Origin of the sequence: Amycolatopsis sp. NPDC059657 (genome assembly GCF_042734395.1) — a bacterium.
In the GTDB taxonomy this organism is placed as follows: Bacteria; Actinomycetota; Actinomycetes; order Mycobacteriales; family Pseudonocardiaceae; genus Amycolatopsis.
This window is the reverse complement of record NZ_JBHWEB010000017.1, coordinates 102361-121404: the sequence shown is the minus strand read 5'-3', so window position 1 is coordinate 121404 and position 19044 is coordinate 102361. Positions and strand designations below refer to the sequence as shown.

Annotated in this window: 18 protein-coding genes and 1 pseudogene; 5 read left to right on the top strand and 14 right to left on the bottom strand. The window is 68.1% G+C overall.

Annotated features, from left to right (window positions below; translation table 11 throughout):
• Positions 1-33 precede the first annotated feature (33 nt).
• The gene (locus ACFV15_RS12320; protein ID WP_378350278.1) at positions 34-1602 is read right to left on the bottom strand and encodes a GMC family oxidoreductase; all 1569 of its coding nucleotides are present in this window, start codon (positions 1600-1602) and stop codon (positions 34-36) included.
• A 106-nt stretch (positions 1603-1708) separates the two neighbouring features.
• Here ACFV15_RS12320 and ACFV15_RS12315 point away from each other — a divergent pair, with 106 nt between their 5' ends.
• From ACFV15_RS12315 to purQ, 3 genes are read left to right on the top strand one after another with little or no spacing between them, the layout of a single operon-like run.
• The gene (locus ACFV15_RS12315) at positions 1709-2140 is read left to right on the top strand and encodes a L,D-transpeptidase (RefSeq protein ID WP_378350277.1); all 432 of its coding nucleotides are present in this window, start codon (positions 1709-1711) and stop codon (positions 2138-2140) included.
• Positions 2141-2198: 58 nt separating this feature from the next.
• Entirely contained in the window at positions 2199-2435 is a 237-nt protein-coding gene (gene purS, locus ACFV15_RS12310; RefSeq protein WP_370945507.1) for a phosphoribosylformylglycinamidine synthase subunit PurS, read from the top strand.
• Positions 2432-3109, top strand: a complete 678-nt coding sequence (gene purQ / locus ACFV15_RS12305) for a phosphoribosylformylglycinamidine synthase subunit PurQ (RefSeq protein ID WP_378350276.1) — start codon at positions 2432-2434, stop codon at positions 3107-3109. The genes purS and purQ overlap by 4 nt, the downstream gene beginning before the upstream one ends.
• Here the strand turns inward: purQ and ACFV15_RS12300 are convergent.
• The 3 genes from ACFV15_RS12300 to ACFV15_RS12290 are packed head-to-tail and all read right to left on the bottom strand — an operon-like array spanning position 3076 to position 7372.
• Positions 3076-3948 (bottom strand): alpha/beta fold hydrolase, encoded by an 873-nt coding sequence (locus ACFV15_RS12300; RefSeq protein WP_378350275.1) that lies wholly within the window; start codon positions 3946-3948, stop codon positions 3076-3078. The genes purQ and ACFV15_RS12300 overlap by 34 nt on opposite strands.
• Before the next feature lie 59 nt (positions 3949-4007).
• Complete coding sequence (locus tag ACFV15_RS12295) at positions 4008-5738, bottom strand: ABC transporter ATP-binding protein (protein ID WP_378350274.1); 1731 nt, start codon at positions 5736-5738, stop codon at positions 4008-4010.
• Positions 5735-7372: an ABC transporter ATP-binding protein gene (locus ACFV15_RS12290; protein ID WP_378350283.1), complete on the bottom strand. Its 1638-nt coding sequence runs from the start codon at positions 7370-7372 to the stop codon at positions 5735-5737. The genes ACFV15_RS12295 and ACFV15_RS12290 overlap by 4 nt, the downstream gene beginning before the upstream one ends.
• 64 nt (positions 7373-7436) lie before the next feature.
• On the opposite strand from ACFV15_RS12290, the gene purL reads away from it, so the two are divergent.
• On the top strand, positions 7437-9644 hold the full coding sequence (gene purL, locus ACFV15_RS12285; protein WP_378350273.1) for a phosphoribosylformylglycinamidine synthase subunit PurL: 2208 nt from the start codon (positions 7437-7439) through the stop codon (positions 9642-9644).
• A 17-nt stretch (positions 9645-9661) separates the two neighbouring features.
• On the opposite strand, the gene ACFV15_RS12280 is transcribed toward purL, so the two are convergent.
• From ACFV15_RS12280 to ACFV15_RS12235, 10 genes are all read right to left on the bottom strand, one after another.
• On the bottom strand, positions 9662-10522 hold the full coding sequence (locus ACFV15_RS12280; RefSeq protein WP_378350272.1) for a hypothetical protein: 861 nt from the start codon (positions 10520-10522) through the stop codon (positions 9662-9664).
• Positions 10519-11628 (bottom strand): pentapeptide repeat-containing protein, encoded by a 1110-nt coding sequence (locus ACFV15_RS12275; RefSeq protein ID WP_378350282.1) that lies wholly within the window; start codon positions 11626-11628, stop codon positions 10519-10521. Before ACFV15_RS12275 ends, ACFV15_RS12280 begins: the two co-directional genes overlap by 4 nt.
• Before the next feature lie 46 nt (positions 11629-11674).
• Positions 11675-12424: a hypothetical protein gene (locus ACFV15_RS12270; protein WP_378350271.1), complete on the bottom strand. Its 750-nt coding sequence runs from the start codon at positions 12422-12424 to the stop codon at positions 11675-11677.
• Positions 12425-12433: 9 nt separating this feature from the next.
• Complete coding sequence (locus ACFV15_RS12265; RefSeq protein ID WP_378350270.1) at positions 12434-13222, bottom strand: hypothetical protein; 789 nt, start codon at positions 13220-13222, stop codon at positions 12434-12436.
• 56 nt (positions 13223-13278) lie between these two features.
• On the bottom strand, positions 13279-13779 hold the full coding sequence (locus tag ACFV15_RS12260; RefSeq protein WP_378350269.1) for a hypothetical protein: 501 nt from the start codon (positions 13777-13779) through the stop codon (positions 13279-13281).
• Positions 13780-13809: 30 nt separating this feature from the next.
• Positions 13810-14841: a hypothetical protein gene (locus ACFV15_RS12255; RefSeq protein WP_378350268.1), complete on the bottom strand. Its 1032-nt coding sequence runs from the start codon at positions 14839-14841 to the stop codon at positions 13810-13812.
• 21 nt (positions 14842-14862) lie between these two features.
• Positions 14863-15864, bottom strand: coding sequence for a hypothetical protein (locus tag ACFV15_RS12250; protein ID WP_378350267.1), 1002 nt, complete (start codon positions 15862-15864; stop codon positions 14863-14865).
• Between the two features lie 114 nt (positions 15865-15978).
• Positions 15979-16848, bottom strand: coding sequence for a lysozyme (locus ACFV15_RS12245; protein WP_378350266.1), 870 nt, complete (start codon positions 16846-16848; stop codon positions 15979-15981).
• Positions 16849-17026: 178 nt separating this feature from the next.
• The gene (locus tag ACFV15_RS12240; protein ID WP_378350265.1) at positions 17027-17833 is read right to left on the bottom strand and encodes a lysozyme; all 807 of its coding nucleotides are present in this window, start codon (positions 17831-17833) and stop codon (positions 17027-17029) included.
• A gap of 68 nt (positions 17834-17901) precedes the next feature.
• Positions 17902-18504, bottom strand: coding sequence for a type VII secretion system-associated protein (locus ACFV15_RS12235; RefSeq protein ID WP_378350264.1), 603 nt, complete (start codon positions 18502-18504; stop codon positions 17902-17904).
• 62 nt (positions 18505-18566) lie between these two features.
• Between ACFV15_RS12235 and ACFV15_RS12230 the strand changes: the two are divergent.
• Positions 18567-18944: pseudogene (locus ACFV15_RS12230) on the top strand (sterol carrier family protein); the annotation flags it as partial.
• Positions 18945-19044: the final 100 nt, after the last annotated feature.

The window sequence follows — 19044 nt, the reverse complement described above, 5'->3', positions numbered from 1 at the left end:
CAGGGTTAGAACCGCCCGCAACGCTCACGAGCCCTACCCGCGAATGAGGTCGGCGGCCTTCTCGGCGACCATGATCGTGGGTGCGTTGGTGTTGCCACGCGGGACAACGGGCATCACTGAGGCGTCCGCGACGCGCAGGCCTTCGACACCGCGGACACGCAAGGACGGGTCCACGACAGCGTTCTCGCCGGTGCCCATCGCGCAGGTGCCGACCGGGTGATAGAGGGTCTGCGTGTTCTCGCGGGTGTGCTCGGCGAGCTCGTCGTCGGCGAGGTCGTGGCGGTCCGGCAGGAACGGCTTGTCCAGGTACCGGGCCAGCGGGCCGGACTTGCCGATCTCGATCAGGTCGCGCAGGCCCTGGAGCATCGCCTCGAAGTCGGCCGGCTCGGCGTAGTAGGCCGGGTCCAGCAAGGGGCGCCACAACGGGTTCGCGGACTTCAAGCGGAGACGGCCGCGGCTCGCGACGTCGACCAGCGTCGCCGCGGAGGTGAAGCCAGGGGTGGTCGGCTCGCGGAAACCGTTGTCGTAGAACAAAGTCGGGGCCACGTGGATCTGCATGTTCGGCGGAGCCGACGCCGAAAGCGTGGAGTAGAACGCGCCCGCCTCGCCGATGTTGGACGACAACGGCCCGCGCTTGGTCAGCTTGTAGCGGATCATCCCGGCCGGGGTCGCCGAATCGACGATGTCCGTGGTGTCCTTTGTGGACCAGATGATCCCGCAGGCCGGGTGGTCGTGCAGGTTCTCGCCGACACCGGGCAGGCCGACGACGACGTCGATGCCCTGCTCGCGCAGGTGCTCGGACGGGCCGATACCGGACAGCATCAGCAGCTGCGGTGAGTTGATCGCGCCACCGCACAGCACGACCTCGGTCGACGCGCGGACGTCGACCGAAACCCCGCCCGACAGATACGAAACGCCGACCGCGCGCGTCCCCTCGAGCAACACCCTGGTCGTCTGGGCGTTGGTGCGCACGGTCAGGTTGGGGCGTTCGAGCGCGGGACGGAGATACGCGTCGGCCGTCGACCAGCGCTGTCCCTTCTTGCAGGTCACCTGGTATTGCCCGGCGCCTTCCTGCGAAGCGCCGTTGAAGTCGTCCGTCCGCTTCAAGCCCCACGCCACCGCCGAATCGACCCACGCGGAGGAAAGCTCATGCGTGAAGCGCCGGTCCTCGACGTGCAACGGCCCGTCGGTGCCGTGCAGTTCGCCGCCGAGCCGCTGGTTTCCTTCTGCGCGCTTGAAATACGGAAGGACGTCGTCGAAGCCCCAGCCGTCGCAGCCGTGTGAGTCGCGCCAGTTGTCGTAGTCCGCGCGGTTGCCTCGGATGTAGATCATCGCGTTGATCGAGGAGCAGCCGCCGAGCATCTTGCCGCGCGGCCAGTACGCGGTCTTGCCGGTGTGTTTCTGCTCGACCGTCTCGTAGTTCCAGTCCCACTGGGTCTTGAACAGCGCCGCGAAGGCCGCCGGGATGTGGATCTCGTCCGCGGTGTCCTCGCCGCCCGCCTCGAGGAGCAGCACCTTCGCCGCCGGGTCCTCGCTGAGGCGGTTCGCCAGCACGCAGCCCGCGCTGCCCGCACCGACGATGACGTAATCGAAGGACTCCACGTTGGCCTCCAGCTAGTTGGCGCTGTGTCAATAAACCACACATCGCCCCGATTGAAAAGTGACGCTCCGGGGCACCCTGATTACACACCCAAACGGGAGGCAAGTCATGAAGTGGAGGACAGCGGCAACACTCGTGGCAGGCATGGCGGCCACGACAGCTCTCATCGCGACACCCGCGCAGGCGGCGGGCGCACCGTGTTCGGCGCAAGCCAAAGCCTGCTTACAGCTGCACACGAACACCGCGTGGCTGATGGACAACGGCAAGGTCACCTACGGCGGGGTCCCGGTCACGACCGGCCGTAAGGGCTACGCGACGCCGACGGGCACCTTCCATGTCCAGTGGAAGGACATCGACCATTACAGCAAGCAGTTCAACGGCCCGATGCCGTATTCGGTCTTCTTCACCACCAACGGCATCGCGTTCCACCAGGGCAGCCTGAAGGTCAAGTCGCACGGTTGTGTGCACTTGTCCAAGCCCGCTGCTGTGACCTTCTTCAACACCCTCCAGCCGGGAGACATAGTCCAAGTAGTGCCCTGACCCGTCGCCCACCGCCACCCTCAACGGAGGCGCTTCGCGCCGCTGTATGTTCATCAACATGCGTGTTGTCGTGGATGTGATGCCCAAGCCGGAGATCTTGGACCCGCAGGGGCAAGCGGTAGCCGGGGCACTCCCGCGCCTCGGCTTCCACGGCGTCACCGCGGTCCGCCAGGGCAAGCACTTCGAGCTCGAGGTCGACGACACCGTCGACGACGAGACGCTGGCCAAGATCGCCGAGGGCTTCCTCGCCAACCCGGTCATCGAGCAGTGGACCGTCCGCCGGGTCGACGCGTGACCGCGCGCATCGGCGTCATCACTTTTCCCGGCAGCCTCGACGACGGCGACGCCGCACGCGCGGTGCGCTACGCCGACGCGGAGGCCGTGAGCCTCTGGCACGCCGACGAAGACCTCAAGGGTGTCGACGCGGTGATCATCCCCGGCGGCTTCTCCTATGGCGACTACCTGCGCGCCGGCGTCATCGCCCGGTTCGCGCCGGTCATGACTTCGGTGATCGAAGCCGCGCGCCAAGGGCTGCCGGTGCTCGGCATCTGCAACGGCTTCCAGATCCTGTGCGAGGCCGGGCTGCTGCCTGGCGCGATGGTCCGCAACGCGGGACTGCACTTCATCTGCCGTGATCAGTGGCTGCGCGTCGAGAACACCGAGACCGCGTGGACCGGCCGGTACGAGCAGGGTGCCGAGATCATCGTCCCGATGAAGAACATCGACGGCTGTTACGTCGCCGATCAGTCCACTTTGGACGAGCTGGAGGCCGAAAACCGGGTCGTCTTCCGGTATGTCGACGGCAACCCGAACGGCTCACGCAACGACATCGCGGGCATCCGCAGCGAGAACGGCCGGATCGTCGGCCTGATGCCGCACCCGGAGCACGCGGTCGACGCGCTCACCGGCCCGTCCGACGACGGGCTCGGCATGTTCTATTCGGTGGTCGACGCCCTGGTCAACGTCTGAGCGACGTGCTCGAGGATGGCCGGGACGGCGACGTCCCACGCCGTGCGCGGCAGCTCGTGGCCGACCTTGTCCAGCATCACCAGCTCGGCTCCCGGGATCTTGCCCGCCAGGTAGATCCCGTGCTCCAGCGGGAAAAGCGGGTCCTCGGTGCCGTGTAGTACCAGTGTCGGCGCGGTGATGGCGGCGATGTCGCGCTTCGCGCCGGAGGTCTTGTCCATCACGTTGTGGTTGGTCATGCTCGACTCGTAGTTCGCCGTACGGGCGAACATCCGCTCCACGTGCGCGCGCAGCGCGACGTCGTCGCGGGCGTGCGACCCGGCCAGCCGCCGGTCCAGCTCGACCCAGTAGTCCACCATCGACTCGCGGCTCGACCAGTCCGGCGTCGGCGCGTTCATGAAGTAGTCGAGCAGCTCTTCGGTCATCGGCGGCAGGTCGTCGCCGTACTCCGCGCTGGTGGTGGTCGAGATCAGCGTCAGCGACGCGACCCGCTCGGGGTGATCGGCCGCCAGCAGCTGAGCGAGCCCGCCGCCCATCGAGATGCCGACGAAGTGCGCCTTGAACACGCCGAGCTCGTCGAGCAACGCCAGCGCGTCGGCGGCCAGGTCGAGCCCGCCGTAGCCGGGAGCGCCCGGCGGATACCCGACCGAGCGGCCGGTGTCCCGGTAGTCGAACCGGATGACGTACCTGCTGTCGGCCGCGAGACGAGCGCAGAACTCGTCCTCCCAGACAAGCATCGAACTCGACATGCCGGCGAGCAGCAGAATCGCCGGGTCACCCGGCGCGCCGAAGGTCTCGACGCAGAGCTCGACGCCGTTGGCGTGCACGATCCGTTCCGGCATACTTGCCCCCAAGCATGTTGTGTACGACGTCCACTTTGCCATGGACGCCGTACCCAAAGCTAGGGCGCGGCCGCATGCACGAGACGTGCGTAAGGCCCGTCCGCGGCGAGTAACTCCGCATGGCTGCCGAGCTCGGTGATCCGGCCGCCCTCGATCACCGCGACCCGGTCGGCGGCGGCCGCGGTGTGCAGCCGGTGCGCGATCGCGATGACCGTGCGGCCTTCGAGCACACCGTTCAGCGAACGTTCCAGCTCACGCGCGGATCCCGTGTCCAGCAACGAGGTCGCCTCGTCGAGCACCAGCGTGTGCGGGTCGGCCAGCACCACCCGCGCGAGCGCGAGCTGCTGGGCCATCGCCGCAGGCACCGCGTGCTCGCCGGAGCCGAGCTTGGTGTCGAGCCCGTCCGGCAACGCCTCGGCCCACTCGCGCGCGCCGACCGACGCCAACGCGGCCAGCAGCTCTTCGTCCGACCACGAACCCGCAGGCAGGCACAGGTTGTCCCGCAGCGTGCCCGCGAACACGTGATGCTCCTGCGTCAGCAGCAGCACCTCGCCGCGCAGCACGTCGTCGGTCAGCGAAGACACCTCGTCGTCGCCGATGCGGACCGAACCCGCGGTCGGCGCCGCGATCCCGGCCAGCAGCCTGCCGAGCGTCGACTTGCCGGCACCGGACGGCCCGACGATCGCGAGCCGCTGCCCGCGCGGGACGTGCAGGTCGATGCCGTGCAGCACCTCGCGCTCGGCGTTGTAGCCGAAGCGGACGCCGGTGACGTCGATGTCACGCCCGACCGGGACCCGCGAGACCAGCCCGGTCCGCTCGACCGGCTTGACGCCGAGCACCCGGCGCAGCGCGGCCATCGCGACCTGCAGGTCTTCCAGCCAGAACAGGGCCTCGTTGAGCGGCCCTGCCATCACCTGGACGTAGACGAGCATGGTCGCGATCGTGCCGAGCCCGGTCCAGCCGTTGCCGTACGCGATCATGCCGAGCACGAGCATCGCGGCCATCGGCAGCACGTAACTGATCTCCAGTGACGGCAGCCAGCGCATCTGCAGCCAGCGGAGCTGCCGCTCGCCGTAGACCGCCTGGTACAGCGCGTCGTGCCCGGCCTCGGTCCGGCGCTCGCTCAGGCTGAGCGCTTCGACCGTCCGCGTGCCTTCGACGCTTTCGTGCATGGTCGAGCTCAGGTCGGCCCAGCGGTCCAGCATCCACTGCATGACAGTCGGGATCCGGCGCTGATACCAGACGTTGACGGCCACCAGCAGCGGCACCGAGATCAGCATCGCCAAGGTCAGCAACGGCGAGGTGACCAGCATCGCGATCAGCGTGAACACCACCGAGACCACGGCGACGAGGATCTCCGGCGCGGCATTGCGCACCGCGTGGTCGACCCGGCCGATGTCGGTGGTGGCGCGGCTGAGCAGGTCACCGGTGCCTGCCGCCTCGATCGTGCCGAGCGGCAGTGTCAGCGCGTTGGCGACGAACTGCTCGCGATTGTGCGCCAGCACCTGCTCGCCGAAGACGCGGCCGCGGAACCTGGCCATCCGCTTGATCCAGGCCTGCAGCAGCAGGACCACCACGAAGACGCCGGCGAGCACGGTGACGGTCGTGAGCGTGGTGCCTGCCAGCACGGCGTCGACCAGCACGCCGAGCAGCTGCGGCCCGGCCAGTCCGATCACGGTGGCCAGGCTGAACAACGAGAGCATGACGGTGAACTCACGCCGGTTGGCGCGTGCGGTCGCGGCCACCCACCGCCGCACGTCGCGCGGTGAGGCCAAGGGCAGCTTCTTCATGCCGGTACTTTCAGGCTCAGGACGCGGTCGGCCACATGCGTCCACAGTGGACTTTGGGCGAACACGACGGTGGTCTTTCCCCGCCGCAGCTGGGCGATCCGTTCGGTGATGCGGGCCTCGGTGTGCGCGTCGACGGCCGAGGTCGGCTCGTCGAGCAGCAGCACGTCCGCGTCGGTCGCCAGCGCGCGGGCCAAGTTCAGCCGCTGACGCTGACCACCGGAGACCTCGCGTCCGCGCTCACCGATCACCTCGTCGACGCCGTTCGGCAGCGCCTCGACGATGTCCTCCGCGTCCGCCGCGAACAACGCCGCCGCGACGCCGACCTCGCTCGGCGCGGACGGCGTGACCTGCTCGCGCAGGATGCCGGAGAACCAGATGTCCTGGTTGTGCGCGTACACCACCCGCCGCCGCAGGTCGGCGAGTGCGACCTCGCCCGCGGGAACGCCGCCAACGAGCACCTGCTCGCCGTCGGCCGCGTCGACGAACCGCGCGAGCCGGTCGGCCAGCGGTTCTCCGGCGGCGCCCGCGTCGATCACGGTCAGCTTCCCGGCTTCGACGGTGATGCCCGACTCGGAGTCGAACAGCTCCAGCGCGCCTTCCGGCAGCGGCCGCGGCTCCGCAGGGTCGACCAGTTTCGGCTTCAGCGTGAGGATTCCGCAGATCTTCTTGGCGGAGACCAGGCCGCTGCTGATGGCGTTGACCGCCTCGGTCGCGGTCATCACCGGCACCACCAGGTACGCCGAAACACCGTAGAACGCGACGAGTTCGCCGACGCTGATCGTGCCGTCGAGCGCGAGTTTGGCGCCGAGCCAGGTGATGGCGATGGTGACCAGGCCAGGCAAGGCGATTTCGGCCGCGGCCAGCATGCTTTCGCTGCGCCCGACCTCCACGCCAGCGAACCGCACCCGCTGGCTCGCCTCGCGGAACCGGCCGAGGAACTGCCGTTCGCCACCGACGCCACGCAGGATCCGCAGGCCGGACACGATGTCGGCGCCGAGCGCGTTGACGTCGGTGAGGTCTTCACGCTGGGCGGCCTTGCGCCGCTGCAGCGGGGCCAGCAGCGGGCCGATGCCGAGCACCGCCAGCGGCACGCCGACCAGCGCGATCACGCCGAGCAGCACCGAGTTCGACAGCAGTGCGATCCCGATCACCACGAACGCGATCAGCGAGCCGAACAGGCGGCCCATCACCTCGAAGACGTTGCCGATGTAGTTGATGTCGGTCGAGGTGATCGCGACCACGTTTCCCGTGGTCGTGGACTCGCGCAGGGTCGCGCCGAGCTTCGCGGTGTGGGCGGTGACCAGGCGCTGGGTACAGCCCGCGCCGTGCAGCCAGTTGCCGAAGGAGATGAAGTGGGTGATCGTGCCGAACACGGTCTGCCCGACGCCGAGCAGCGCGGCGATGATCGTCCAGCGCCAGACGTCCGGCCAGCTCTTGGCGCTGATCGCCTCGATGCCCTTGCCGACCACCAGCGGCAGTACCGCGGCGGGCAGCGACCAGAGCGCGGCCACCACCGCCACCGCAACGGCCTCCTTCGCGCGGGCGCGCAGCAACGCGAGCAGGTACCGCCCGGCGGTGAGACGCGCGGGCAGCTTGATCGCGGGGAAGGAATACGTGGCGGAGAGCACGATCATCGACGGTAAGCGCACCACCGGCCTCCGCGCGACCGATTTTCCGCGCGAAGACTACGCTCAGGTCGTGCAGCCCTACCTTGAACTCGGCCTCACCGAAGACGAGTACGCCCGCATCCGCGAGATCCTCGGCCGCTTCCCGACCGACGCCGAACTCGCCATGTACTCGGTGATGTGGAGCGAGCACTGCTCGTACAAGTCGTCGAAAAAGCACTTGCGCTACTTCGCGAAGACCGCGACGCCGTCGATGCTCGCGGGGATCGGCGAGAACGCGGGCGTGGTCGACGCCGGTGACGGCTGGGCGGTCACGTTCAAGATCGAGAGCCACAACCATCCGTCCTATGTGGAGCCTTATCAGGGCGCGGCGACCGGTGTCGGTGGCATCGTGCGCGACATCATGGCGATGGGCGCGCGACCGCTGGCGGTCGCTGACTCGCTGCGCTTCGGCCCTGCCGAAGCGCCCGATACCCGCCGCGTGCTGCCCGGCGCTGTCGCGGGCATCGGCGGCTACGGCAACAGCCTGGGCCTGCCGAACATCGGCGGCGAGCTGGTCTTCGACGCGTCGTACGCGGGGAACCCGCTGGTCAACGCGCTCTGTGTGGGCGCGATGCGTGTCGAGGATCTGCACCTGGCGCACGCGTCCGGCGTCGGCAACCGGATCATCCTGTTCGGCGCGCGGACCGGGCTCGACGGGATCGGCGGCGTGTCCGTGCTCGCGAGCGACACCTTCGGCGCGGGCACCGGCCGCAAGAAGCTGCCGAGCGTGCAGGTGGGCGACCCGTTCACGGAGAAGGTGCTCATCGAGTGCTGCCTGGAGCTGTTCGCCGCGAAGCTGGTCGTCGGCATCCAGGATCTCGGCGGCGCCGGGTTGGCCTGCGCGACGTCCGAGCTGGCCGCGGCCGGTGACGGCGGTATGCGCATCGAACTCGACCGGGTTCCCTTGCGCGCTCAGGGAATGACGGCGGCGGAAGTGCTCGCGAGCGAGTCGCAGGAACGCATGTGCGCGGTGGTCGCACCGTCCGATGTGGACGCGTTCATGAAGGTCTGCGAGAAGTGGGACGTGCTCGCCACCGACATCGGCGCGGTCACCGACGGCGACCGCCTGGTGATCACCTGGCACGGTGAGACGGTCGTCGACGTGCCGCCGCGCACGGTCGCCCATGATGGCCCGGTATACGACAGGCCGATCGCCCGACCGTCCACTCAGGACGCTCTGGTGGCCGGCACGTCGGCCTCGCTGCCGCGCCCGTCTAGCGCCGCCGAGCTACGGGAAACGTTGCTGCGCTTGATCTCCGCGCCGAACCAGGCGTCGAAGGAATGGGTTACGCAGCAGTACGACCGCTACGTGCGCGGCAATACCGTGCTCGCGCAGCCGTCCGACTCCGGCATGATCCGCATCGACGAATCGACCGGCCGCGGCGTCGCGGTCTCGACCGACTGCAACAGCCGTTTCGTCTATCTGGACCCGTATGTGGGCTCCCGGCTGGCGTTGGCGGAGGCGTACCGGAACGTGGCGGTCAGCGGCGCGACCCCGGTCGCGGTGTCCGACTGCCTCAACTTCGGCGCGCCGACCGACCCCGGCGTGATGTGGCAGTTCGAGCGGTCGGTGCACGGTATCGCCGACGGCTGCGTCGAACTCGGCATCCCGGTCACCGGCGGCAACGTGAGCTTCTTCAACCAGACCGGCGAGACCGCGATCCTCCCGACCCCGGTGGTCGGCGTGCTCGGCGTGATCGACGACGTCACCCGCCGCGTCCCGACCGGCGTCGGCTCCGAGCCGGGCGAGATGCTGATCCTGCTCGGCGAGACCTTCGACGAGCTCGACGGTTCGGCTTGGGCCGAGCTGCACGGTCACCTCGGCGGCGTCCCCCCGAAGGTCGACTTCACCCGCGAAAAGCTGCTCGCGGACGTGGTGCTGGCCGGTTCGCGTGACGGCATGATCTCGGCCGCGCACGACCTGTCCGACGGCGGACTGGCTCAGGCACTGGTCGAGATGGTCCTGATTGGACAGTGCGGCGCGCGTGCGTTCCTCGACGACCGCGAAGACCCGTTCGTCCAGCTGTTCTCGGAATCATCAGGCCGGATCCTGGTCGCGGTGCCGCGGTCGGAGGAACTCCGCTTCACCGAGATGTGCAACGCGCGCTACCTGCCGTGGCGCAAGACCGGCGTGGTCGACCCCGAGTCGGGAACACTGGAGTTCCAAGGCATCACGGAGTTCAGCCTCGACGAGCTTCGCGGGGCTTGGGAAGGCACCTTGCCGAGGCTTTTCGGGTAAGCGGGATAAAGCGGGCTTTATCCCGTTCGTGCTGGAAGCGTTGAGCCTTCGGGGAACACGGCGTTGTCCAGCTCGGGTTCGACGGTGAACTCGGCGCCGGTGAAGTCGACGGGATCGTGGGCCGTGAAGTCGGTGAAGCCCGCGCGGCTGCCGAATTTCGCGTCGGCGAAGGTGACCTCGCCCCAGGTCTCGGCCTCGTTGAGGAAGAACATGTACGGGATGACCGCGTCCTGGAAGCCCGCGCCGCCGATGATCTGACAGCGGGTCAGCGTCAGCCACTTGATCTTCTTGCGTGCCATGTTGAAACGCTCGAGCCGCGCGCCGGTCAGATCGAGCGCGTACTCGGGCGCGTCCGGCTGCTTCGGGTGCGGCAGGAGGCTGCGGATGACCGCCTGCGCGGTCCGGCGGACCTGCTGTTCACGGTCGGCGAGCGCGGCCGTCTCTGGCGTCCACTCGAAGTCGCGGGGACGAACCGCATCGAAGTCGGGGTGGTCGAAGCGCAGACGCAGGTAGCCGCACAGCACGTCGAGCACGTTCTGCGTGTATTCGGGCCTGGCCCGAGCCAGCGCCTGGAGTGTGTGCATCGCGCCGACGCGCACCGGGTCGGCAGCGTTTCCCAGTAGCTCCACGGCTTTCGCGAAGCGTTCGTCGGCGACGCGGGCGCGTTCGATCTCGTGGCGGTCCTCTTCGGTGCGACGGCGGCGGTCATTGAGCCAGAGTCCGTACATCGCGGCGACCGCGCCGCCCGCGAGGCCGCCGGTCTTGAGTGCGTCGCCGCGGCTGGTGGCCGGGTCGGCCAGCATCCACCAGGTGACGGCGACGAGCGCGAGCACGGTCCCCACCACCGCCCATGCCAAGGGGGAACGGAACCGTTTCACGCGACCACGATCCGGGCCTTGCCGTCACGGAGCTGCTCGAGTTTCCATTCCTCCGGCAGCACGATCTCCTGATCGGGGTCGACCATCGTGTTGTACAGCTCCAGCGACTTCGGCGCCTGCTTGAAGCGCAGGTCCACGTGACCGCCGAACCGGGTCTGGTGCAGGCTCAGCCCATTCGTGAACGTCACGTCCTTGAACTCCGCGTCCCCCTCGAACACCGCGTACTTGAAGTTCGCCTCGCCGTCGAAGGTGGTGCCGCGGAAGTCGGCCTTCGCACCGAAGATCGTGCCGCTGAACCAGGCACGCTGATGGAAAGTCGTGTCGCGGCAACGGAAAGAGCCGATGAGCCTGCCCTTCGTGCTGCCTGCGGCGGTGAAGTACGCCGATCCCAGGATCTGACAGCCACTCAGGTTCGTGCTGCTGTGCAAACCCGCGTAGCGCAACAGGATCTTGCCGATCTTGCGCCCGGACAGGTCGAGGTACTCGACCGCCGCACCCGTCAGATCGAGGTCGTAGCCCGGCGCCTCGTCATCCTCCGCCTCGGGCAGCAGATCGACGATCAGGCGTTGCGCGGTGAGCCGCACTTGCAGTTCGAGTTCTTGGTCTCCCTTACCGGGAACGCCGTCACGGTCATGAGGGTCGGTCGCGGGCCCGGACTGGTCATAGCGGTCATGCTTGTAAGGCCGCCGCAGGTACGAACACAGGACGTCGAGCACCGTCTGCGTGTACTCGGGCCTGCTGCGCGCGACACCGGCGAGCGCGTGCATCGCGCCCACCCGCACCTGGTCGGCGTCGTTGCCCAGCAGCTCGACGGACTTCGCGAACCGCTCGTCGGAGATGCGCTCGCGATCCTGCTCGGTACGCCGCATCTCCAGATCATGGCGCTGCCGTTCGATTTCCTGCCGACGCTCCTCGACGCGCCGCCGCCGGTCGTTCAGCCACAGCGCGTACAACGCGACGATCGCACCGCCCGCGAGCCCGCCGGTCTTCAGCGCCTCGCTTCGGGTGGTGTTGGGGTCCTTGAGCAGCCAGCCGCCGACGGCCACCAGCAGCAGCAACGACAACGCGAACGTGCCTGCCAGCGGGGACTTCACCAGAACGCGCAGTTTCGCCACGAGGCGTCACTTTAGAGGGTCGCGAAGGCAAGCCACCTCATTTTGTCGCGACCGGCGCGAACGCCGCGATGCAATGCTGACCCACGTCCACGGTCGCCCGGTCATGCACGTTCGTCTCGCCGAACGTCCCGACGATGTCCACCGGCACCGACTTGCCGTCCCCATCGCCGACGTCGGTGGCCGTCACCGGCAGCCGCGCGCCGACGCGCCCGGTCTTGCCCTCGGCGAAGTACTTGCCGAGGTTGCCGACCTCGGCGTCGGTCATCGAGGGGCACCGGTCGTACTTGCCGTCGCCCTCCTTGTTGATCGCCTCGGCCAGCTTGGTGGCGATCGCGAGAGCGACGTCGAGGTCTTCCTGCTGGTACTGCGCGCGCCGCCCGACGCTGTACACGCACGGCTGGGCAGCGGAGCTGTCGATGAGCGCGGAGAACCCGCGATACGGCTGGCCCGCCGGGCTCATGTCCACCACGGCACGCAGCAGCTTGCCTTCGGCCACCGAAGCCAGGTTGTCCTCGAGCGTGAACGGCGCGTCCTCGGCGGCGAGTGCCTTGGTGGTCTCGCGGCTCGGCGTGGTCGTCGACGGGCACAACATGCCGTCCGCCTCGTCGCCCTTGTGCTCACGCAGCGCCGCCACGAAACGCGCGGCGAGCTGCGCCTGCGCTTCCATTTTCGGCGCGCCGCTACTCGGCGGTGGCGCCGACGGCGTCGCGGTCTCCTTGGAGCATCCGGACGCGACAATGGCCACTACCCCGGCCGCGAGCACGGCCTTTCCCCAGCTGAAAGTCACAAATCGAGTCTAGCCGCGCGCGACGGCGAACGAGGCCACGCAGTCCTGACCGTCCCCGACCCGCACGGATGCCCGGTTCGTCACCGGCGCCCCGTCGAAGCTGCCGTCGACCGTGACCGGGACGGTCATCCCGACTGACTTGCCGCTGTCGTCGTACACCACATCGCCGACGCCGGGCACGGCCTTCGGCGCCAGTTCGGCCTTGCCGCCCGCGTAGTGCATGACGGTGCCGACATCGGCGTCCGAGAGCGCGCCGCACTTGGCCGCCAGCGCCGACGAGCTGTCGCCGGCGTTGATGGCGTCGACCATCGGCGTGATCGTGACGACTGCCGCGTCGAGCTGCGCGGCCGTGTATTCGGCCCGGTGGCGCATGCTGTCGACGCACCAGTCGTCACCGGAGCCCGCCAGCATCGCCGAGAATCCCTCGAACGGCTGACCCTCGGCGTTGAACGTGACGGTCGCGTCGTAGTACCGGTCGCCGACCGGTTTGAGTGGCCGTTGCAGTGTGAACGTCACCTGCGCGTCCACCAGCGCGTCGGCCGCGACCCGGTTCAGGTAGGTCGCCGCCGGGCACAGCAGGCCGCTCACCTGGCCGGCGTCATGGGCTTGGAACGCGCTCACCAGGCGCTCGGCGAACTGCTCGGGGCCGGTCAGCGGCTGCCCGCCGGTGCTCGCGCTTCCCGGCATGACAGCGGCGTCGCGCTGGAAAAAGAAACCCGGCGTGACGAATCCGGTCACCGCGACAGCGGCGACGAGCACCACGGCGATCACCGCCGCGGTCTGGGCCCGCGCGTTCACGGCAAACAGTTTACGCAGGTAGTGGCCTCAGAGCCAGAAGTTGACCAAGCTGTGTCTCAAGCGGACTTGGTCGTCGTCGGTGTTCGCGGAGAGTCACCATGGCTCGAATCGCCGTTCGAGATGTTCTTCCAGCACCAGTGTTCGTTCTCGCTGACGATCGTGTTCACGAACGGGTTCGTGCTGCCCTGGCTGCTGACCTGCATGGTCGAGCGGTACTCGGTCTCGCTGACCTTCACGACCGCGCCGTCGACCGACGCCGACTCGACCTTGTCCACCGCCTTGACCGCCGAGTCGACGTTCGACACCGCGTCCGCGCACTTGAGGACGGTCAGCGAGGCCTTGTCCTGATGGTTGAGCCCGTCGACGATGTCCTGTGCGGTCTTCGACGGCCCGGCGGCCGGGTCGATCTTGTTCTTGCCCAGGAAGAAACCCGGCGCGACGAACCCCGTGATCAGCAGCGCGAGCAGCACCGCCGCGGCGAACGTCAGACCTACCCACAACCCCGTCCGCTTCGGTTTCGGCGGTGGCGGCGCGTACTGCCAGCCTGGGTAGGTCATTGCCGGGTCCCCCTGTCGTCTTGGCAAGCCTTAGAAGACGCCGAACACCGAGATGCAGAACTTGCCGCTCGAGTTGTCACCCAGCATGAGGCCGGACGCGTCCTTGCCATTCAATTTGCCATGGATCGAACCGGTCACGAGGAAATCCCCGCCGCTGGGTTCGACCGTGAGCTCCGGCGAGGCCGCGATCGCCTCGTCGATGTCCTTCTCGATGTCCTTCGCGTCGGCGCACGCGAGTGCCATGGCACCGGCCTTGTCCTTGGCGTTGACCTTGGCGATGAAGTCCTTCAACGCCGCCGCGCCGGCACCGGTGGCGGGCTTGGCCGAGGTCGCAGTCGGCGCCGAGGCGCTGGTCTTCGGCGCGCTCGTGGTGCCGCCGGAGGTCTTGAGCCTGCTGATCAGCTTCCAGCACCACTTGTCGCCCGCCTTGACGATCGTGCCGTTCGCTGTGCCCGGCTTCGCCTTGACGACCATCGAAACCGCGGCGACGTATTCGGTCTCGCTCTTCTTGTCGAGCTTGTCCAGCTTGACGTTGCTGACCGTGTCGAGTGCGGCGAGCACCTCGTCGATGTCCTTCTCGGCGTCGGCGCACTTCAGTGCGGTCAGCGCGGCCCTGTCCTTGGCGTTGAGCCCGTTGATGATGGCTTGCGCCGTGCCCTCCGGCCCGGCCGCCTCGGTGCTGTCCTTGCTCAGGAAGAACCCCGGCGCGACGAAACCGGTCACACCCAGCGCCACGAGCAGCACGACGACGATCCCGATGCCGATGAACAGCCCCGTCTTGCTCTTCTTCGGCGGTTCCGGTGGTCCGCCGAACGTGCCGTACTGCTGGGTGTTCGGGTCATAGGCGCCGTACGGCTGCTGTTGCTGCTGGCCCCACTGCTGCTGGGCGTTGGGGTCATAGCCGGGCTGCGGCTGACCCCACTGCTGCTGCGCGTTCGGGTCGAACCCCGGCTGCTGCTGGTAGCCGGGTTGCGGTTGCTGGTATCCGCCGCCCTGCTGCTGGCCGTAGGGGTCCGGTTGCTGGCCATAGGGCTGACCGGGCTGCTGCGGCGGATAGGTCATCGGAACTGCCTTTCTGGTGATTCAGTTGACGAGCACGAGCATGTTCTGCACGCAGTAGGTCCCGCTGGTGTTCGTGACCTGCACGGTCCCGCCGACGGTCTTCCCGTCCGAGGTGCTGCCGGTCAGTGTGAAGGACAGCGAGCCTCCTGGGCCGGGTTTCGACGAACCCAGCGCGATCGCCGGGTTGTCACCCAGGCGGTTGATGCCTGCCTTGAGCATCGTCTCGGCGCGCTGGCAGCCGAAGCCGAGCGCGGTCCCCTGGTCCTTGGCGTTGATCGCGGCGACGAACTTCTGCGCGACCTCCTGGCCCTGTGCCGGGTCCGCGGCGGGCGCCGAGCCCGCGGTGGGAGCGGTGTTCCCGCCGGTCGGGACGCCACCGGTCGGCGAGCCGCCGTTGGCGCCGGGGTTCCTGGCGAAGACCAGAGTCATCTTCTGGACGCACCACTTGCCGCCCTGGTCCTTGAGCTTGGCGTCGAACATGATCTTCTTGCCCGCGTTGTCCACGGTCAGCGCGGCCGTGTCACCGGCGGGTGGCGCGTCGAGCGTCACCGTGAACTTCTTGTTGACGATGTCGACGCCGTACTGCCGCGACTGCGAGTCCGCGTCCGCGCAGTACAGGGCGCTGACCGCTTCCTGGTGATGCCCGGTCAGCGCGTTGACGAAGGAGGACGCCGTGTCGGCAGGCGAGCCCGCCGCGCTCGTGCCGCCGGAGCCCGCGTCGTCGCCGAGGAAGAACCCCGGCGCGACGAAACCGGTGATGCCGAGTACCAGCAACGCCACGACCCCGATCGAGATCCCGACGATGAGGCCGGTCTTCTTCTTCGGCGGGCCCGGCGGCGGGTAACCCTGGCCCGGGTACTGCTGCTGGCCCGGGTACTGCTGGGGTGGGTGCTGCTGCTGACCGTACGGTGGCTGGCCTGGCTGAGACTGACCTGGGTAAGGCTGCCCCTGATACGGCTGGCCCTGTCCGAATTGTCCTGGCTGCTGCCCATAGGGCGGGCCCTGCTGCGGCGGGTAGGTCATGGAGTTCCCCCTCCTGATGCTGGTCAACGGCATTCTGCCCGTTGGACGCAGCGCGCGCGAAAACGGCTCCCGCCCGACGCCATTGTCGGACGGGAGCCGCTCATTTCCGTTGGGTCAGCCGTTGGCCAAAGCCTGGAGCCGGTCGTAGGCACCGTTGAAGGTGTCCTGATCGAGCGGGCTCGAGGTGTACTGCCACACGGTGTGGAAGCCCCAGCCGTACGGCAGCGTCCCGACCGACGAGGAATACCTCGCCACCCAGAGCGGCACCGTCCCGCCGAAGTTCTGCGTCGACCCGACGCACTGGTTCCACCAGCTCGTCGAGGTGTAGATGACCGGCCAGCGTCCGGTGCGCGCGTAGTACCGGTCGTGGAACGACCTGACCCACGCGCCCATCGCCGACTGGCTCAGCCCGTAACACGTTGCGCCGTAAGGGTTGTATTCCATGTCCAGCGCGCCGGGCAGTGTCTTGCCGTCCTGCGACCAGCCGCCGCCGTGCGCGAGGAAGTAGTCGGCCTGCGCGGCGCCGGTCGAGCCGTTCGGGATGGCGAAGTGATACGCGCCGCGGATGAAACCCTGGTTGTACGAACCGTTGTACTGCTGCGGGAAGTACGGGTTCGTGTAGTACGTGCCTTCGGTCGCCTTGGTCCAGACGAACCGCTTGCCCTGGCCCCACCAGTAAGCCCAGTCGACATTGCCCTGGTAGCTGGCGACGTCGATACCGGCGACAGTGGCCTGGATCTGGACGCCGTTCGCGTCCACCCCCTGCGGCTTCTGCGCCGCTTCCTTCGATTCGGGCGTCGACTGATCTCCTTCGACGCGCCTGATCTGCGACCCCATGGTGGCGTTGAACGGTTCGGCCAGCTGGCCGTCGGGTCGCGGTTCTGCCGCCGCCTGGACCGCTACGCCTTGCAGGAGCGCGGCGGTCGAGACGGCGATGGCTGCCAGTGCGACGAGTCGCCTGGAACCTCTTCGAGAAATGGACATGCACCCATCCCTTCACAAGTACCCTCGCTGAGAGTGACAACTGCAGGTAGCCACTCGGGCGTTGATTGTGAGCGATGATGGGACGTTTGTCACCGTTTTCCGTGAACTGCATCGGTCGTGTGGGTGATTTTCACGTGTATCAAGATCACTTGTTGTTAATCGTTTACACGTCGGTGCGTCAGCCGTAACTCAGGGCCTGGACCCGGTTGAACGCGCCGTTGAACCAGTTCTGGTCACCGGGCAGCGGACCTGCCGCCTGGAACTGCCAGATGGTGTGGACGGTCCAACTCGCGGGCAGTTCGCCGATGAAGGTGTTGTACCGGGCGATCCAGAGCGGGTTGAAGCGGAACTCGGCACTGTTGCCGGTGCAGCGCTTCCACCAGTTGGTGCTCGTGTAGATGGCCGGGTAGCGACCGGTCCGGTAACGGTACGTCTCCGAAAAGTCCCTGATCCACGCGACCATGTCGGGCCCGGACTTGTTGTAACAGGTCTCGCCGTAAGGGTTGTACTCCGCGTCGAGCGCGCCGGGCAGCGTCTTGCCGTCGCCGGACCAGCCGCCGCCGTTGTTGATGAAGTAGTTCGCCTGCTCCGCTCCGCTCGACACGTCCGGCCGCGCGAAGTGGTACGAGCCGCGGATCATGCCGTTCTGATAGGAGCCGTTGTACTGCTGGGCGAACCGCGGGTTGCGGAACCCGGTGCCCTCCGTCGCCTTGATGTAGACGAAGCGGGCGCCGCCGCCGACCGCCGCGGGCCAGTCCACGTCGCCCTGGTGCCCGCTCACGTCATGCCCGAGCACCTGGTCATCGGAAACGTCGTAGTGCGGAACGCCGTCGACGCCTTCGTGCAGTGCGATCTGCGAACCCGCGTAGTTGTCCTCAGCACCCGCGTAAGGATCGAGCGTGGTCGCGGCGGCCGGGCTGGCCTGCCCCCAGAGCAGCATTCCGGCGCCCAAGATCGCGGTCAGTTTTCTCTTACACTCCACCATGGTTCGCCACGATGCCTCGGTGAAGCGCTTCCTGCGACTCGGTCGTCACCCGTTAGCGTGACGCCGATCTAGCGCTCTTCGTCGGCGATCGCCCTGATCAGGTGCTCCGCGGGTACCACGGCGGTGACGAGATCGTGCGGGTTGATCGCGACCGGATGGCCTGCGAGCAGCTTGACGATGTCGCGTCCCACCACCGCTCGCGCGTGCGGCCATTCGCGCGGCACCATCGACTTCGAGGTGTACGCGGGCACGAGCACGCGGCCATCGGGATCGTGGAAGCCGATCACCGTGCGCTGGATCGGCGACATCGCGTAGACGAACAACGTCGAGTCCAGGATGGCGGCCGGCAGGTCCTCGGCGGGGCGGTGCTTCGTGTAAACCAGCTGCAGCAGCCGCTCGAGATCGCTCGACGGCTCCGGGAAACCCAGTGCCTGCGGCGAAGGCCGGTACCGGTCGTTGGGGTGGAAGTCCTCGACGATGTCGCCGGAGCCGTTCACCGGGTACGCGCCGACGACCGCCCAGCTCGGCACGGGACCTCCTGGATCGAAGGCCTCGTCGATGACGTAGAGCCAGCTGTTCGGGTTCGCCCTCGCGTTGGCGCGCATGTCTTCGGTGATCTCCGGCCGCTTCGCGGCTGTGGTCAACCGGTCTGCGTCGTCGCGCTGCGCCATTTGTGTCCCAACGTCCCGAGTGCTGGATGTGCGTCTCTCGGGTGCCACTCTACTGTTTGCCCATGGCCTCTTCGCGTTCGGTTGACCCCGGTGAGTTACGCGCCGCCGTGCAGGTGCTTTCGGCCTGGTTGAGCGGAGATGGGCCCGATCCGGCCCGCGCGGAACTGGCGCTGGCGGTCCGGCTGAGCCTGCGCACACTGGCGCAGGACGCGCCCGGTCGCAGCGTCGAAGTCCGGGTTCCGCCGTTCGCCGCGGTCCAATGTGTGGAGGGTCCCCGGCACACGCGCGGCACCCCGCCGAACGTGATCGAGACCGACCCACGCACCTGGCTGGAACTCGCCACCGGGCGTCTCAAGTGGACAGACGCGGTGGCGACCGGCCGCGCGACCGCCTCGGGTACCCGAGCCGACCTCACGCACTGGCTTCCCATCCTGCGCCTGGAGTCGTGGGGGGGGGGGGGGGGGGGGCGACGCGGCGCGGCCGCACGCCCCCCCGCGAGGGGGGCTGAGCGACCGCCGGGAGAGGTAACACAAACCACAA

Coding starts and splice junctions, on each gene's coding strand:
- ACFV15_RS12315 (WP_378350277.1), top strand. CDS start 1,709: ATGAAGTGGAGGACAGCGGCAACACTCGTGGCAGGCATGGCGGCCACG.
- purS (WP_370945507.1), top strand. CDS start 2,199: ATGCGTGTTGTCGTGGATGTGATGCCCAAGCCGGAGATCTTGGACCCG.
- ACFV15_RS12300 (WP_378350275.1), bottom strand. CDS start 3,948: ATGCCGGAACGGATCGTGCACGCCAACGGCGTCGAGCTCTGCGTCGAG.
- ACFV15_RS12295 (WP_378350274.1), bottom strand. CDS start 5,738: ATGAAGAAGCTGCCCTTGGCCTCACCGCGCGACGTGCGGCGGTGGGTG.
- ACFV15_RS12290 (WP_378350283.1), bottom strand. CDS start 7,372: ATGATCGTGCTCTCCGCCACGTATTCCTTCCCCGCGATCAAGCTGCCC.
- ACFV15_RS12260 (WP_378350269.1), bottom strand. CDS start 13,779: ATGACCTACCCAGGCTGGCAGTACGCGCCGCCACCGCCGAAACCGAAG.
- ACFV15_RS12255 (WP_378350268.1), bottom strand. CDS start 14,841: ATGACCTATCCGCCGCAGCAGCCCGGTCAGCCCTATGGCCAGCAACCG.
- ACFV15_RS12250 (WP_378350267.1), bottom strand. CDS start 15,864: ATGACCTACCCGCCGCAGCAGGGCCCGCCCTATGGGCAGCAGCCAGGA.
- ACFV15_RS12245 (WP_378350266.1), bottom strand. CDS start 16,848: ATGTCCATTTCTCGAAGAGGTTCCAGGCGACTCGTCGCACTGGCAGCC.
- ACFV15_RS12240 (WP_378350265.1), bottom strand. CDS start 17,833: ATGGTGGAGTGTAAGAGAAAACTGACCGCGATCTTGGGCGCCGGAATG.
- ACFV15_RS12235 (WP_378350264.1), bottom strand. CDS start 18,504: ATGGCGCAGCGCGACGACGCAGACCGGTTGACCACAGCCGCGAAGCGG.